Origin of the sequence: Erwinia sp. INIA01 (assembly GCF_025947915.1) — a bacterium.
Classification (GTDB): Bacteria; Pseudomonadota; Gammaproteobacteria; order Enterobacterales; family Enterobacteriaceae; genus Erwinia; species Erwinia coffeiphila.
On record NZ_JAPDNC010000004.1, the window covers coordinates 272,972 to 288,071 of the forward strand.

Sequence of the window (15,100 nt, forward strand, 5' to 3'; positions counted from 1 at the left end):
GACACCTGAGTGTCGTTTTTATCGTTTCGTCGCTATCAGCTGCCGTAGATATTGGCGCGATCGCGCAGTTCTTTACCTGGCTTGAAGTGTGGAACGTATTTACCTTCCAACTCCACTTTGTCGCCCGTTTTCGGGTTACGGCCGGTACGAGGTGCGCGATAATGCAAAGAGAAGCTGCCAAATCCCCGGATTTCAATGCGCTCGCCCTGCGACAGGGTCGTCGCCATATGCTCAAGCATCTCTTTTACCGCATCCTCAACGACTTTCGCCGGTATATGAGAGTGCTGGCCAGCAAGTCTTTCAATAAGTTCTGACTTGGTCATAAAACCTCCGGTTAATCCCTTGTAGGAATAGCTCTGGCAGTTATCGACGATACAGGGCAGCTTACGCTGCCCTTAAAGCGAAGATTACTCGCCTTTAGCTGCTTTGAAAGCTTCAGCCATAGCGTTAGAGAAGTTGCCTTCTTCCTGTTTGGTGTTAACAGTATTGATGGCTTCTTTCTCGTCTGCCTGGTCTTTCGCACGTACAGACAGGCTAACAACGCGGTTTTTACGGTCAACACCGGTGAATTTGGCTTCAACATCGTCGCCAACATTCAGAACCAGAGTTGCGTCTTCAACGCGGTCCAGCGAGGCTTCAGAAGCACGCAGGTAACCCTCAACGCCGTCAGCTAATTCAACTGTAGCACCTTTAGCATCAACTGCAGTCACTTTACCGTTAACAATTGCACCTTTCTTGTTCAGAGAGATGTAGTTGTTGAACGGATCTTCTGCCAGCTGCTTAACGCCCAGGGAGATACGCTCGCGCTCTGCGTCAACCTGCAGAACCACAGCTGCGATTTCGTCGCCTTTCTTATATTCACGAACTGCTTCTTCTCCGGTAGCGTTCCAGGAGATGTCAGACAGGTGAACCAGGCCGTCGATGCCGCCGTCCAGGCCGATGAAGATACCGAAGTCAGTGATTGACTTGATTTTACCTTCAACACGGTCGCCCTTGTTGTGGGTTTCTGCGAACTGCTGCCATGGGTTAGATTTGCACTGCTTCAGACCCAGGGAGATACGACGACGTTCTTCGTCGATGTCCAGAACCATAACTTCAACAACGTCGCCCACGTTAACAACTTTAGATGGGTGAATGTTTTTGTTGGTCCAGTCCATTTCAGAAACGTGTACCAGGCCTTCAACGCCTTCTTCGATTTCAACGAAGCAGCCGTAGTCGGTCAGGTTGGTTACACGACCAGTCAGCTTGGTGCCTTCTGGGTAACGTTTAGCGATAGCAACCCATGGATCTTCGCCCAGCTGCTTCAGACCCAGAGAAACACGGGTACGCTCGCGGTCGAATTTCAGCACTTTCACGTTGATTTCATCGCCAACATTGACGATTTCGCTTGGATGCTTAACGCGTTTCCAGGCCATGTCAGTGATGTGCAGAAGGCCGTCAACGCCGCCCAGATCAACGAATGCACCGTAGTCAGTGAGGTTCTTAACGATACCTTTAACTTCCATGCCTTCCTGCAGGTTTTCCAGCAGCTGATCGCGCTCTGCGCTGTTCTCGGATTCGATAACCGCACGACGTGAAACAACCACGTTGTTGCGCTTCTGATCCAGCTTGATTACTTTGAACTCAAGCTCTTTGCCTTCCAGGTGCAGAGTATCACGCACTGGACGCACGTCTACCAGTGAACCTGGCAGGAACGCACGAATACCGTTCAGCTCAACTGTGAAGCCACCTTTAACTTTGCCGTTGATAATACCGGTAACAGTTTCAGCATCTTCGTAAGCTTTTTCCAGCGTGATCCAAGCTTCGTGACGTTTAGCTTTCTCACGGGACAGCAGGGTTTCACCGAAGCCGTCTTCCACTGCATCCAGAGCAACGTCAACTTCGTCGCCAACCTGGATTTCCAGTTCGCCGGCTGCGTTTTTGAACTGCTCTGCAGGAATTGCAGATTCAGATTTCAGGCCCGCATCAACCAGAACAACGTCTTTGTCGATAGCAACAACGACGCCACGAACGATGGAACCCGGGCGGGTTTCGATTTCTTTCAGGGATTCTTCAAATAGTTGAGCAAAAGATTCAGTCATATTGATAATCTTCAGGATTCTTCAATTTAACGTCCACCTGACATCCTGACGGGTGGGGTTGTTTCACATGCCCCATAACATCCATATCACAGGGTTAATTAAATTTTGCGAACAGGTGCACAGTATAGTGCACTCTCGTCGGAATTACCTATTACGCAATAGCAAGCTTTTCGCGCGCATATTTTAGCGCAACTTCAATGACCTGCTCAATAGACATTGTTGTCGAATCAAGCACTAAGGCATCATCCGCAGGCACCAAAGGTGCAATCGACCGGTTACGATCGCGCTCATCGCGTTCTTTTATCTCGGATAAAAGGCGGTCAAAGTTAACACTAAAGCCTTTTTCCTGCAACTGTAGCATACGGCGATGCGCGCGTTCTTCCGAACTGGCATCAAGGAAAATTTTCACTGGCGCATCCGGGAATACAACGGTACCCATATCGCGCCCATCGGCGATCAGGCCCGGAAGTTCACGAAAACCGCGCTGACGGCGCAGCAGGGCTTCACGCACGCGTGGAAATGCGGCAACTTTTGACGCGGTGTTGCTGACATCCTGAGTACGGATCTCTGCGGAAACATCCTCACCTTCAAGGATGACTTCCATCTCGCCTTCACTGGACACAAAACGCACGTCAAGATGAGCAGCCAACGGGACCAGCGCTTCTTCAGAAGTGATATCAACCTGATGATGCAGTGCTGCCAGCGCCAGCACGCGATAAATTGCGCCAGAATCCAACAGGTGCCACTGCAATGCTTCGGCCATCGCTTTACATAATGTGCCTTTACCCGCACCACTTGGGCCATCAATGGTGATCACTGGGGCTATTGCCGTCATGTCGTTCTCCTGTCGGTGGAATGTCTGCGGCTATCAGTGCCCGGACAAATATCGTCGCGCATTATACGCTGCAAAAACCGGGATAGTTACCCCTTAAACATAGTCAGCTACAAAATTTTAGACGGGTTCAAACAACAGGCGGGTAATGCAGCAGAATAGAATGAGATAAACGCAGCTTCCGCCGCACCTCAGTGCGGCGGAAGAGTTTGTTATGCCAGTTGGCTGATACGGGCAAGCTGTTCAAAGTAGTCAGGGAACGTTTTCGCAGTACATTTTGGGTCGAGAATGGTGACCGGGGTGCTCGACAGTGCGACCAGCGAGAAACACATCGCCATACGGTGATCGTTATAGGTACCAATCTCGGCATACTGGATCGCTGCAGGTGGCGTGATGCGGATGTAATCGTGCCCCTCTTCAACTTCAGCGCCAACTTTACGCAGTTCGGTGGCCATTGCCGCCAGGCGATCGGTTTCTTTAACACGCCAGTTGTAAATGTTGCGCATTACCGTGGTGCCTTTGGCGAACAGCGCGGCCGTCGCGATGGTCATTGCCGCATCGGGAATGTGGTTCATATCCAGATCGATAGCATTCAGTTCGCCACGCGTACAGGCAATAAAGTCATCGCCCCACTCAATACTTGCACCCATTTTTTCCAGCACGTCGGCGAAACGAATATCGCCCTGCATGCTCTTACGACCGATGCCGGTGACTTTAACGGTGCCGCCTTTGATGGCCGCCGCCGCGAGGAAATAGGAAGCCGAGGAAGCATCGCCCTCAACCAGATAATCACCCGGAGCCTGATACTGCTGCTGCCCACGGATGTGGAACGCGCGATAGCTGTCGTTCTCGACCTCAATGCCAAAGGTTGCCATCAGATTGAGCGTGATATCAATGTACGGTTTCGATACCAGTTCGCCTTTGATGACGATATGCGTATCGTTTGCCGCCAGTGGGGCCGTCATCAGCAGTGCCGTCAGGAACTGGCTGGATACGCTGCCATCAACGGATACATCACCGCCGCTAAAACCGCCCTTAAGACGAAGCGGCGGGTAGTCTTCCTGTTCAAGGTATTCAATGACCGCACCACCCTGTCGCAGTGCATCAACCAGATGGCCAATCGGACGCTCTTTCATGCGCGGCTCACCGGTCAGCACAATATCATTGCTGCCGAGGCACAGGGCTGCTGCCAGCGGACGCATCGCCGTACCGGCATTACCGAGGAACAGCTCCAGCGCACCATCAGCCTTTAGCGCTCCCCCCTGACCCACCACTTCACACACCGTGCGGTCAGCAGACAGCGTGTAGTGAACGCCAAGCAGCTGCAAAGCGTTGAGCATGTGGCGAACGTCATCGCTGTCCAGCAGGTTAGTCAAACGGGTGGTGCCATTAGCCAGCGCAGCCAGCAGAAGCGCGCGGTTCGATACGCTCTTGGAACCAGGAAGGTTAACGGTACCGTTGACCAGGGCGATAGGTTGTAACGTCAGGGAATCCTGCATGTGAAACGTACTCTCCAAAAAAATTACAATGAAACCCCGCAGCAAGGCGGGGTTTCAGATTAAAAACGTACTGCAGTTTCGGCTAAATCCTTAACCGTGACGACGCTCGAAGTCGATCATGAAATCAGTCAGCGTCTTGATACCTTCCAGTGGCATCGCGTTATAAATTGAAGCACGCATGCCGCCGACTACGCGGTGGCCTTTCAACGCATGTAGGCCGTGCGCGAAGGACTCTTCCAGGAACAGCTTATCCAGTGACGCATCGGCCAGCTGGAAAGGCACGTTCATACGCGAGCGGTTTGCTACGGCGACATCGTTGCGATAAAAGTCACTTTTATCGATAGTGCCGTACAGCAGATCGGCTTTGAGCTGGTTACGCTTGTCCATCTCAGCCACGCCGCCCTGCTCTTTCAGCCACTTGAATACCAGGCCAGAAAGATACCAGGCGAAGGTCGGTGGCGTGTTGAACATCGAGTCGTTATCAGCCAGCACCTTATAGTCAAGAATAGAAGGCAGTTCTTTGCGGGCCTTGCCTAACAGGTCTTCACGCACAACAACCAGCGTCAGCCCAGCCGGGCCGATGTTTTTCTGAGCACCGGCATACAGTACGCCGTAGCGGCTAACATCAATCGGTGAGGACAAAATGGTTGAAGAGAGATCGGCTACAACCAGCTTGTCGCCAAAATCAGGCGTTTCACTGATGGCAATACCATCAATAGTTTCATTCGGGCAGTAGTGAACATAGGCGGCGTCATCGGACAGTGCCCAACTGCTCATCGGGGTGATGCCACGCAGGCCATCAACCGTAGTTTTCGCGTCGATCACATTCGGCGTGCAGTACTTCTGCGCTTCTTTTACAGCGCTAGCCGCCCAGTAACCACCGTCAACATAGTCTGCAGTCGTATGGCTACCCAGCAGGTTCATCGGAACCGCGGCAAACTGCGCACGCGCGCCACCATGGCAGAATAAAACTTTGTAGTTGGAGGGGATTTTCAGCAGATCGCGAAAATCTTTTTCTGCCTCTTCCGCCACCTGAATAAATTCCTTACTGCGGTGGCTGATCTCCATTACGGAGGTGCCTAACCCCTGCCAGTTGCAGAGTTCCTGCTCAGCACGACGGAGCACTTCTACCGGCAGCATTGCCGGGCCAGAGCTAAAATTGAAAACCTGACTCATTTCCCCTCACCACTTTCAGATCAATCGGTTTTGATTCCTTTATCGGTTTTATCATTGCCACCCCAATGCTGCAATGATTTATCCGGTCAACCGACCAGTTTTCAGGCCACGGCCGCAACAGCTTGTAGGGGAAATGAAACAGCAAACGATATTTTGTGAGGCGTTTTCCACCGTTGTAAACGCCTCTGTTACTGTTTCGGCGGAATATGGCATTCTTCAGCAGATGAATTTTAGGTTGCCTGATGGCGATTCCAGCGGAAAACCCGTATCATTGCGCGCTTTCCGCACAATCAATAACGAGTGGGCAAAATGACTCAAACTTATATTCCAGGCAAAGACGCCGCGTTGGAAGATTCCATCGCGCGCTTTCAGCAAAAACTACAGGATCTGGGCTTCAATATTGAAGAAGCGTCCTGGCTGAATCCGGTTCCCAATGTCTGGTCAGTGCATATTCGCGATCGCGACTGCCCACTGTGCTTCACCAACGGTAAAGGCGCCAGCAAGAAGGCTGCGCTGGCTTCCGCACTGGGTGAATACTTTGAACGCCTTTCTACCAACTATTTCTTTGCCGATTTCTGGCTGGGTAAGCAGATTGCCAACGGCGATTTCGTTCATTATCCCAATGAAAAGTGGTTCCCGCTGCCAGAAGATGACCAGTTGCCTGAAGGTATTCTCGACGCGCGCCTGCGTAAGTTTTACGATCCGGAAAATGAGCTGAGCGCCAGCGATCTTATCGACCTTCAGTCCGGTAATGCCGATCGCGGTATTGTTGGTCTGCCGTTTACGCGCCAGTCAGACCAGCAGACGGTCTATATTCCGATGAATATCATCGGCAACCTGTATGTATCCAACGGTATGTCAGCGGGCAACACCGCTAACGAAGCCCGCGTACAGGGTCTGTCTGAAGTCTTTGAGCGCTATATTAAGAATCGTATTATTGCTGAGTCCATCAGCCTGCCGGCGATTCCGCAGGATGTGCTGAACCGCTATCCTGGCGTGGTTGAAGCCATCGATCGTCTTGAAGCCGAAGGTTTCCCTATCTTCTCCTACGACGCTTCTCTGGGCGGAAAATACCCGGTGATCTGCGTGGTGCTGTTTAACCCGGAAAATGGCACCTGCTTCGCCTCATTCGGCGCGCATCCTGATTTTGGCGTAGCGTTGGAACGTACTGTTACCGAACTGCTGCAGGGACGCGGCCTGAAGGACCTTGATGTCTTTACGCCACCGACCTTTGATGATGAAGAAGTGGCCGAACACGCTAACCTTGAAACCCACTTTATCGATTCCAGCGGTCTGATCTCCTGGGACCTGTTTAAAGACGATGCCGACTATCCGTTCGCTGACTGGAGCTTCAAGGGGACAACGGAAGAAGAGTTCGCCACTCTGATGGCAATCTTCGATGCGGAAGGCCAGGAAGTTTATATTGCCGATTATCAGCATCTGGATGTTTATGCCTGCCGAATCATCGTTCCGGGCATGTCAGACATTTATCCGGCAGAAGACCTGCTGCTGGCCAATAACAGCATGGGTGCCTACCTGCGCGATACCCTGCTCAATCTGCCTGACAGCAGTTGGGAAAAAGAAGACTACCTGGCGCTGCTGGAACAGCTGGATGAAGACGGACACGACGACTTTACCCGCGTACGTGAGCTGCTGGGTCTGGCAACTGGTAAAGATAACGGCTGGTACACCCTGCGTATCGGTGAACTGAAGGCCATGCTGGCCATGGCTGGTGGCGACCTCGATCAGGCGCTGATCTGGACCGAGTGGACGATGGAATTCAACCAGTCTGTATTCAGCCCGGCGCGTGCAAACTACTACCGTTGCCTGCAGACCCTGCTGCTGTTGAGCCAGGAAGATGAACGCGATCCGCTGCAGTACCATACAGCATTCGTGCGCATGTACGGCCAGGAAGCCGTCGATAACGCTTCTGCAGCGATTAGCGGTGAAGCGCCATTCTACGGTTTGCAAAATGTAGATAGCGATCTGCTGGCATTCCCTGCACACCAGTCGCTGCTGGCAGCTTATGAGAAATTACAGGCGGCAAAACGCCGTTACTGGAAATAACTCAGCAACCTTACCTAATAACGTCAGATGCGGGTAATTTCTTTCTGAAAATGTAGCGCAGGCGATAAGTTAAAAAAAGGTAACAGTTAATAGCTGTTACCTTTTTATTTTTCACAAATTAGAATTAATCACCGCCATTTTTTTACCTTTCCATGGCGTCTGAAAATAATAATTAAATTATTTTTTTAAATATTAAAAAAGTTTTATTTGATATTTATCATCAACATACAACGAAACCAACCCTCTGATTACGATCGGAATGGCTGAATTGCCAGGCCACTATGATCCATGTCAATTTCCCTTCTATACTCGTTTGTTAGACTTTCCTTGCTGACTAATTTTTGGAGAACGTTAGTGTGAAAGCTGGCAACCTCTTTGATCTATTACTACCTGCTGAAATGGCCAAAGTTGCTGAAGACGCTGGCGTCTACAAAGCGACAAAAAAACCGTTCACCACCTTCTTTCTGGCAATTAACGCGGGCGTATTTATCTCTATCGCCTTCGCTTTTTACATCACGGCAACCACCGGTACCGGCACCATACCCTGGGGGCTGGCAAAACTGGTTGGAGGTATCTGCTTTTCACTGGGCTTGATGTTAGTTGTTGTTTGCGGTGCCGACCTTTTCACCTCTACCGTTCTCATCGTAGTGGCCAAAGCCAGCGGCAGGATCACCTGGGGCCAACTGGCACGTAACTGGATCAACGTTTACGTAGGTAATTTTATCGGTGCCGTTTTCTTCGTCGCCCTGATCTGGTTCGCAGGACAGTACATGACAGCCGATGGCGCATGGGGGTTGAACGTCCTTCAGACCGCTGACCATAAAATGCACCACACCTTTATAGAAGCAGTATGTCTGGGTATTTTGGCTAACCTGATGGTGTGTATGGCGGTATGGATGAGTTATTCCGGCCGCAGCCTGATGGATAAAATGTTTGCTATGGTTCTGCCGGTTGCCATGTTTGTGGCCAGCGGTTTCGAGCACAGCATCGCCAATATGTTTCTTATTCCCATGGCCATTGTCATCAAAGATTTCGCTTCGCCGGAGTTCTGGCAGGCAACCGGGGCAACAGCCCAACAGTTTTCACACCTTACCGTCAGCAACTTTGTTACTGACAACCTGATCCCCGTTACCCTCGGCAACATTATCGGTGGCGGCCTGCTGGTAGGGTTAACGTACTGGGTGATCTATCTGCGCGACGGCGATCACCACTGAGTCTCTGTAACAGAATCTTATACAGCCGCAGACCGAACACCGTCTGACGGTAACGTACAACGAACTTCACGTTATAAAGGTAGGTATCACATGACCGAGCTAAATAAAGACATGGCTAAAGCCTGGGACAGTTTTGCGGAAGGTGAATGGCAGAACAGCGTTAACGTTCGCGACTTCATCCAGAAAAACTACACTCCGTATGAAGGCGATGAGTCATTCCTGGCCGGTGCCACCCAGGCGACCACCACCCTGTGGGATAAGGTCATGGAAGGCATCAAGCTGGAAAACAAAACCCATGCGCCGGTTGATTTTGATACCGACCTTGCGTCAACCATTACCTCCCATGATGCAGGCTACATCGAAAAAGACCTTGAAAAGATTGTTGGCCTGCAAACCGAAGCCCCATTAAAACGTGCGCTGATCCCGTTCGGCGGCATCAAAATGGTGGAGGGTTCATGTAAGGTATATGGCCGTGAACTCGATCCATCACTGAAAAAAATCTTTACCGAGTATCGTAAAACCCACAACCAGGGCGTGTTTGATGTTTACACCCCGGATATCCTGCGTTGCCGTAAGTCAGGCGTGCTGACCGGCCTGCCGGATGCCTATGGCCGTGGTCGTATCATCGGTGACTACCGTCGCGTTGCGCTGTACGGCATCGATTTCCTGATGAAAGACAAGTTTGCCCAGTTCGCTTCTTTGCAGAGCGATATGGAAAATGGCGTCAATCTGGAAGCCACCATCCGTCTGCGTGAAGAAATTGCTGACCAGCATCGTGCGCTGCAGCAGATTAAAGAAATGGCGGCAAAACACGGCTTTGATATCTCTGGCCCGGCAACAACCGCTCAGGAAGCCGTGCAGTGGACCTATTTTGGTTACCTTGCTGCGGTGAAATCGCAGAACGGCGCAGCGATGTCCTTCGGTCGCGTGTCGACCTTCCTCGACATCTACATCAGCCGCGATCTGAAAGCCGGCAAAATTACCGAAGAAGAAGCGCAGGAGCTGATTGACCATCTGGTGATGAAACTGCGTATGGTACGCTTCCTGCGTACCCCTGAATACGATGAGCTGTTCTCCGGTGACCCAATCTGGGCAACGGAATCACTGGCCGGTATGGGTGTTGATGGCCGTACCCTGGTGACCAAAAACACCTTCCGCTTCCTGAATACGCTCTACACCATGGGCCCGTCACCTGAGCCTAACATGACCATTCTGTGGTCTGAAAAACTGCCTCTGAACTTTAAAAAATTCGCGGCGAAAGTCTCTATCGACACCTCTTCTCTGCAGTATGAGAATGACGATCTGATGCGCCCTGACTTTAACAACGATGACTACGCTATCGCCTGCTGCGTTAGCCCAATGATCGTTGGCAAACAGATGCAGTTCTTCGGCGCCCGTGCCAACCTGGCGAAAACCATGCTGTACGCAATTAACGGCGGCGTGGATGAAAAACTGAAAATGCAGGTAGGTCCGAAAGAAGCACCAATGATGGATGAGGTGCTGGATTACGAAAAAGTGATGGCGCGTATGGATCACTTTATGGACTGGCTGGCAAAACAGTATGTCACCGCGCTGAATGTCATCCACTATATGCATGACAAATACAGCTATGAAGCCTCACTGATGGCGCTGCACGATCGTGACGTTTATCGCACCATGGCATGCGGTATCGCAGGTCTGTCGGTTGCCGCTGACTCACTTTCAGCAATTAAGTATGCCAAAGTGTCCACCATTCGTGATGAAGATGGCCTGGCGGTTGACTTTAAAATTGAAGGTGAATATCCGCAGTTCGGTAACAATGACTCCCGCGTTGATGATATTGCCTGCGACCTGGTTGAGCGTTTCATGAAGAAAATTCAGAAACTGCACACCTACCGTAACGCCGTACCGACTCAGTCCGTACTGACCATTACCTCAAACGTGGTATATGGTAAGAAAACAGGTAATACCCCGGACGGACGCCGCGCCGGTGCACCATTCGGACCAGGTGCTAACCCAATGCACGGTCGCGACCAGAAAGGTGCCGTTGCTTCTCTGACCTCCGTTGCCAAACTGCCGTTTGCTTACGCTAAGGATGGTATTTCCTATACCTTCTCTATCGTGCCAAACGCGCTGGGTAAAAACGATGACGTGCGTAAAACCAACCTTGCGGGCCTGATGGATGGATACTTCCACCACGAAGCCAGCATCGAAGGTGGTCAGCACCTTAACGTCAACGTGATGAACCGTGAGATGCTGCTGGAAGCGATGGAAGATCCGGAAAAATATCCGCAGTTGACCATCCGTGTTTCTGGTTATGCCGTTCGCTTTAACTCGCTGACCAAAGAACAGCAGCAGGACGTGATTACCCGTACCTTCACGCAGACCATGTAATAACCCTGCGGCCCTCTTCGGGGGGCCGCCGTGAGAAGTCGGTTTCGCCAGTGGCCTGTTATTCATCTTGCAGGGCACTGTCAAAACAGACTTAACGCAGCTTAAGACTGCGTCAACGTGGAGAATTCATCGCAATGTCAGTAATCGGACGTATTCACTCATTTGAATCTTGCGGAACCGTTGATGGTCCCGGCATTCGTTTTATCACCTTCTTCCAGGGCTGCCTGATGCGCTGCCTCTACTGCCATAACCGGGATACATGGGATACTCACGGCGGTAAAGAAATTACGGTCGAGGAACTGATGAAGGACGTAGTGTCCTATCGTCACTTTATGAATGCATCCGGCGGCGGCGTTACCGCTTCCGGCGGCGAGGCTATCCTGCAGGCTGAATTCGTCCGCGACTGGTTCCGCGCCTGTAAGGAAGAAGGGATTAATACCTGCCTCGACACCAATGGTTTCGTGCGGCGCTACGACCCGGTCATTGATGAACTTCTGGACGTTACAGACCTGGTGATGCTCGATTTGAAGCAGATTAATGATGATATCCATCAGGTGCTGGTTGGCGTTTCAAACCACCGCACGCTGGATTTTGCCCGCTATCTGGCTAAGCGGAAAATTCGCACCTGGATACGTTATGTGGTGGTGCCCGGCTATACGGATGATGATGATTCTGCCCACCGCCTCGGTGAGTTTACCCGCGATATGGGCAACGTAGAGAAAATTGAAATGCTGCCCTATCACGAATTAGGCAAGCACAAATGGGTTGCGATGGGTGAGGAATACAAGCTGGACGGTGTTCACCCGCCGAAAGCGGAAACCATGGAGCGGATTAAACATATCCTGGAAAGCTACGGTCACTACGTGATGTACTGAGCCAAAATAAAAGGGCGATCCGCAGGATCGCCCTTTTACCGTAAACCATTCAACACTACACACATCTTCAATAACGCCTGAGCACATTCAACGATGAAAACGGTCGCTAAAGACTCAGCTCACTACACCCGTTCTTCTCAGGCGTGAGCCACCGGATTGATATGGTGGTCTGCCTTGCGCAGCAGCATAGCAAGATAAATCAACGCAACCACGGCAATCATCACAAACAGCAGACGGTCTGAATAATTCTGCATCAGCATTGAAGTCATGGACGGACCGGCAAGGCTGCCAACGGTATAGCTGAGCAGTAGCGCCTGGTTCATCGCGACCAGTTCATGATGAGCGACCTTTTCGCAGGCCCAGGACATCGCGACCGGATACAGGGTAAAACCCGCACAGCCAAGAACAAATAGCGCCGGGCCCATCGCCGCATTACCCAACATGGCCAACGCACCGAGGATCACGCCAAATACCTGCACTCTCAGCACCAGCAGACGCCCATAGCGATCCGCCAGGCGACCGATTGGCCACTGCCCGATAATACCGGCGCTGACCAGCAGTGCCATCCAGTAGCCCACGCTGGAATCGGTCATTCCCTGATGCGACAGATACAGCGGCATCAGGCCATACAATGAGCCCAGCACAATACCGGAAATAATACAGCCGTTGATACCTAAGCGAGCATTGCGACGGCGCAGCATCGGCCACAGACGGCCAGAAGCACCTTCCTCACTCTCTTCTGAGGCAGAAGCCGTAATTCGGGTAAATACCAGCGGCATAATGGCCGCCAGAATCAGACCGCTTACCCATGGCAGTACCTGCATCAGCTCGGTGGATACGCGGCTGACCATCAGCTGTCCGGCAACGGTTGCAACATAATAAACGATCATGTAGGCCGCCAGCAGTCGGCCACGATTGCGTAAAGTGCCGTTACACAGCAGCGCACTCTCCACAATCACCCAAATCAGCGCACAGCCAACGCCAGCCACAAACCGCCAGAAGGTCCACATCCAGAAACCGCTTTGCAGACCCAGCGCAACTGTAGCAAGGGCAAAGACCAGCGAAGCCAGATAATAGCTGCGGTTAAAGCCCAGGCGCTTAATCAGCCAGCCGGCAATCAGCGTACCCAACAGGTTACCGCAATAGTAGGAGGAACTGACAACACCAATCTGCCAGGTCGGTAACGCGTCGTGTGTCAGCCACAGCGGAACCAGAGTATTCAGCGCAGCAATAGAAATCGTCAGCAACAGCAGACCGCAAAGCAGCACTATTACAGGACGCGACCAGATGGACATAGTAGTGAGAAACCAGAATAAGGAAGGATTTTGTGCGCATCATGCCACTGCGGGAAGGTTTGTAAAAGCACCAAAAAATAGTCGCAGCACGATTTGCTGCTAAATGATTTAATTTTTTTATCTACAAGGAGTTAGCAGAATTAAAACCGGCACAGCAGCAAAAAATATCTCATTGAATTTGCATCAAATTAAGCAGCAGAGAACGAAAATATCCATAACAAATTTTGCTTGATAACAATGAAAAAAAACCGCCTGAGACGTAATGTCACAGGCGGCCTTTTCAGCATGAATATCGATCGCTATTAGCCGATGTATTCAAGGCCTTTCATATATGGACGCAGCACTTCCGGCACTTCAATACGACCATCGGCCTGCTGGTAGTTTTCCAGCACCGCAACCAGAGTACGCCCCACTGCCAGACCGGAACCGTTCAGAGTATGGACCAGACGTGGTTTTTTCTCAGTCTTGGTACGGCAGCGTGCCTGCATACGACGCGCCTGGAAATCACCCATGTTAGAACAGGAAGAGATTTCACGGTAGGTATCCTGCGCCGGCAGCCAGACTTCCAGATCGTAAGTCTTGGTTGAACCAAAGCCCATATCACCGGTACACAGCAGCACCTTACGGTACGGCAGATTAAGCAACTGCAGCACTTTCTCCGCGTGGCCGACCAGTTCTTCCAGCGCATCCATGGAATCTTCAGGACGAGTAATATGTACCATTTCGACTTTATCGAACTGGTGCATACGAATCAGGCCACGGGTATCGCGCCCATAGGCTCCGGCTTCGGAGCGGAAGCATGGCGTATGCGCGGTCATTTTCAGCGGCAGCGACTCTTCTTCCAGAATCTCATCGCGAACCAGGTTGGTCAGCGGGACTTCTGAAGTTGGGATCAGCGCATAATTGCTGCTGGACGCTTCTTCTTCCAGCGGACGGGTATGGAACAGATCTTCACCAAACTTAGGCAGCTGGCCCGTACCATACAGGCTGGCGTGGTTCACCAGATAAGGAACGTAGGTTTCCTGATAGCCGTGCTGTTCTGTGTGCAGATCGAGCATAAACTGGCTCAGCGCACGATGCATCAGCGCAATTTGCCCTTTCATCACGATAAAACGTGAACCGGTCAGCTTAACCGCCGCGGCAAAATCCAGGCCTACGGCCATTTCACCCAGCTCTACGTGGTCGCGCACCGCAAAATCAAACTTACGCGGTTCACCCCAGCGGCTGATTTCCAGGTTTTCAGTGTCGTCTTTACCCAGCGGAACCACATCATCAGGCAGATTAGGAATAGCCAGTGAGAAGTCACGAATATCGTTTTGCAGTGCGTCCAGCTCTGCTTTAGCTGCATCCAGGCGTTCGCCCAGGTCATTCACTTCCTGACGCAACGGTTCGATGTCTTCCCCACGTGCTTTGGCCTGCCCGATGGATTTGGATCGCGAGTTACGCTCTGCCTGCAGATTTTCAGTTTCTACCTGCAACACTTTACGACGCTCTTCGTGAGCGCGCAGCGTGTCAACGTCCAGTTTATAACCCCGGCGTGCCAGTTTTTCAGCGACTGCGTCTGGCTCATTACGCAGCAGATTGGGATCGAGCATGCTTGTCCTGTGCTTGTTGTGATGGAATTAAAGAAAAGGCGCATTCACCATAGTGAATGCGTTGAATTCGCAGGTAACCTTACCGCAACGCCC

The 15,100-nt window shown here is 51.5% G+C and carries 12 protein-coding genes; 5 read left to right on the plus strand and 7 right to left on the minus strand.

The genetic code is table 11. From position 1 onward, the window contains the following. Nucleotides 1–35: 35 nt before the first annotated feature. The 5 genes from ihfB to serC form a co-directional block, all read right to left on the minus strand. Nucleotides 36–323, minus strand: a complete 288-nt coding sequence (gene ihfB, locus OMR58_RS09330) for an integration host factor subunit beta (protein WP_105593444.1) — start codon at nucleotides 321–323, stop codon at nucleotides 36–38. An 84-nt stretch (nucleotides 324–407) separates the two neighbouring features. Further along, on the minus strand, nucleotides 408–2,081 hold the full coding sequence (gene rpsA, locus OMR58_RS09335) for a 30S ribosomal protein S1 (RefSeq protein WP_105593445.1): 1,674 nt from the start codon (nucleotides 2,079–2,081) through the stop codon (nucleotides 408–410). A gap of 151 nt (nucleotides 2,082–2,232) precedes the next feature. Then, nucleotides 2,233–2,916 carry a (d)CMP kinase gene (cmk, locus tag OMR58_RS09340; protein ID WP_105593446.1) on the minus strand — a complete coding sequence of 228 codons (684 nt, stop codon included), beginning with the start codon at nucleotides 2,914–2,916 and terminating at the stop codon, nucleotides 2,233–2,235. A 209-nt stretch (nucleotides 2,917–3,125) separates the two neighbouring features. Beyond that, complete coding sequence (gene aroA, locus OMR58_RS09345; RefSeq protein WP_105593447.1) at nucleotides 3,126–4,412, minus strand: 3-phosphoshikimate 1-carboxyvinyltransferase; 1,287 nt, start codon at nucleotides 4,410–4,412, stop codon at nucleotides 3,126–3,128. 90 nt (nucleotides 4,413–4,502) lie between these two features. Further along, nucleotides 4,503–5,588 (minus strand): 3-phosphoserine/phosphohydroxythreonine transaminase, encoded by a 1,086-nt coding sequence (gene serC, locus OMR58_RS09350; protein WP_105593448.1) that lies wholly within the window; start codon nucleotides 5,586–5,588, stop codon nucleotides 4,503–4,505. 133 nt (nucleotides 5,589–5,721) lie between these two features. On the opposite strand from serC, the gene OMR58_RS09355 reads away from it, so the two are divergent. From OMR58_RS09355 to pflA, 5 genes are all read left to right on the plus strand, one after another. Next, a complete protein-coding gene (locus OMR58_RS09355) occupies nucleotides 5,722–5,901 on the plus strand; it encodes a hypothetical protein (protein WP_146114143.1) in 180 nt (59 codons plus the stop codon). Next, nucleotides 5,898–7,655 carry a 30S ribosomal protein S12 methylthiotransferase accessory factor YcaO gene (gene ycaO, locus OMR58_RS09360; RefSeq protein WP_200545773.1) on the plus strand — a complete coding sequence of 586 codons (1,758 nt, stop codon included), beginning with the start codon at nucleotides 5,898–5,900 and terminating at the stop codon, nucleotides 7,653–7,655. The genes OMR58_RS09355 and ycaO overlap by 4 nt, the downstream gene beginning before the upstream one ends. Nucleotides 7,656–8,011: 356 nt before the next feature. Then, entirely contained in the window at nucleotides 8,012–8,869 is an 858-nt protein-coding gene (focA, locus tag OMR58_RS09365; protein ID WP_200545772.1) for a formate transporter FocA, read from the plus strand. A 90-nt stretch (nucleotides 8,870–8,959) separates the two neighbouring features. Further along, a complete protein-coding gene (pflB, locus tag OMR58_RS09370; RefSeq protein ID WP_200561449.1) occupies nucleotides 8,960–11,242 on the plus strand; it encodes a formate C-acetyltransferase in 2,283 nt (760 codons plus the stop codon). 134 nt (nucleotides 11,243–11,376) lie between these two features. Further along, entirely contained in the window at nucleotides 11,377–12,117 is a 741-nt protein-coding gene (pflA, locus tag OMR58_RS09375) for a pyruvate formate lyase 1-activating protein (RefSeq protein ID WP_105593452.1), read from the plus strand. Nucleotides 12,118–12,254: 137 nt separating this feature from the next. On the opposite strand, the gene OMR58_RS09380 is transcribed toward pflA, so the two are convergent. Both OMR58_RS09380 and serS read right to left on the minus strand, forming a co-directional pair. After that, the gene (locus OMR58_RS09380) at nucleotides 12,255–13,412 is read right to left on the minus strand and encodes an MFS transporter (protein ID WP_200561452.1); all 1,158 of its coding nucleotides are present in this window, start codon (nucleotides 13,410–13,412) and stop codon (nucleotides 12,255–12,257) included. A gap of 302 nt (nucleotides 13,413–13,714) precedes the next feature. Next, nucleotides 13,715–15,007, minus strand: coding sequence for a serine--tRNA ligase (gene serS / locus OMR58_RS09385; protein WP_264545771.1), 1,293 nt, complete (start codon nucleotides 15,005–15,007; stop codon nucleotides 13,715–13,717). Between the last annotated feature and the right edge of the window lie 93 nt (nucleotides 15,008–15,100).

Bases quoted from the DNA above. Each gene is read 5' to 3' on its own strand.
- ihfB (WP_105593444.1), bottom strand. From the start codon at position 323: ATGACCAAGTCAGAACTTATTGAAAGACTTGCTGGCCAGCACTCTCAT.
- rpsA (WP_105593445.1), bottom strand. From the start codon at position 2,081: ATGACTGAATCTTTTGCTCAACTATTTGAAGAATCCCTGAAAGAAATC.
- cmk (WP_105593446.1), bottom strand. From the start codon at position 2,916: ATGACGGCAATAGCCCCAGTGATCACCATTGATGGCCCAAGTGGTGCG.
- aroA (WP_105593447.1), bottom strand. From the start codon at position 4,412: ATGCAGGATTCCCTGACGTTACAACCTATCGCCCTGGTCAACGGTACC.
- serC (WP_105593448.1), bottom strand. From the start codon at position 5,588: ATGAGTCAGGTTTTCAATTTTAGCTCTGGCCCGGCAATGCTGCCGGTA.
- OMR58_RS09355 (WP_146114143.1), top strand. From the start codon at position 5,722: ATGAAACAGCAAACGATATTTTGTGAGGCGTTTTCCACCGTTGTAAAC.
- ycaO (WP_200545773.1), top strand. From the start codon at position 5,898: ATGACTCAAACTTATATTCCAGGCAAAGACGCCGCGTTGGAAGATTCC.
- pflB (WP_200561449.1), top strand. From the start codon at position 8,960: ATGACCGAGCTAAATAAAGACATGGCTAAAGCCTGGGACAGTTTTGCG.
- pflA (WP_105593452.1), top strand. From the start codon at position 11,377: ATGTCAGTAATCGGACGTATTCACTCATTTGAATCTTGCGGAACCGTT.
- OMR58_RS09380 (WP_200561452.1), bottom strand. From the start codon at position 13,412: ATGTCCATCTGGTCGCGTCCTGTAATAGTGCTGCTTTGCGGTCTGCTG.
- serS (WP_264545771.1), bottom strand. From the start codon at position 15,007: ATGCTCGATCCCAATCTGCTGCGTAATGAGCCAGACGCAGTCGCTGAA.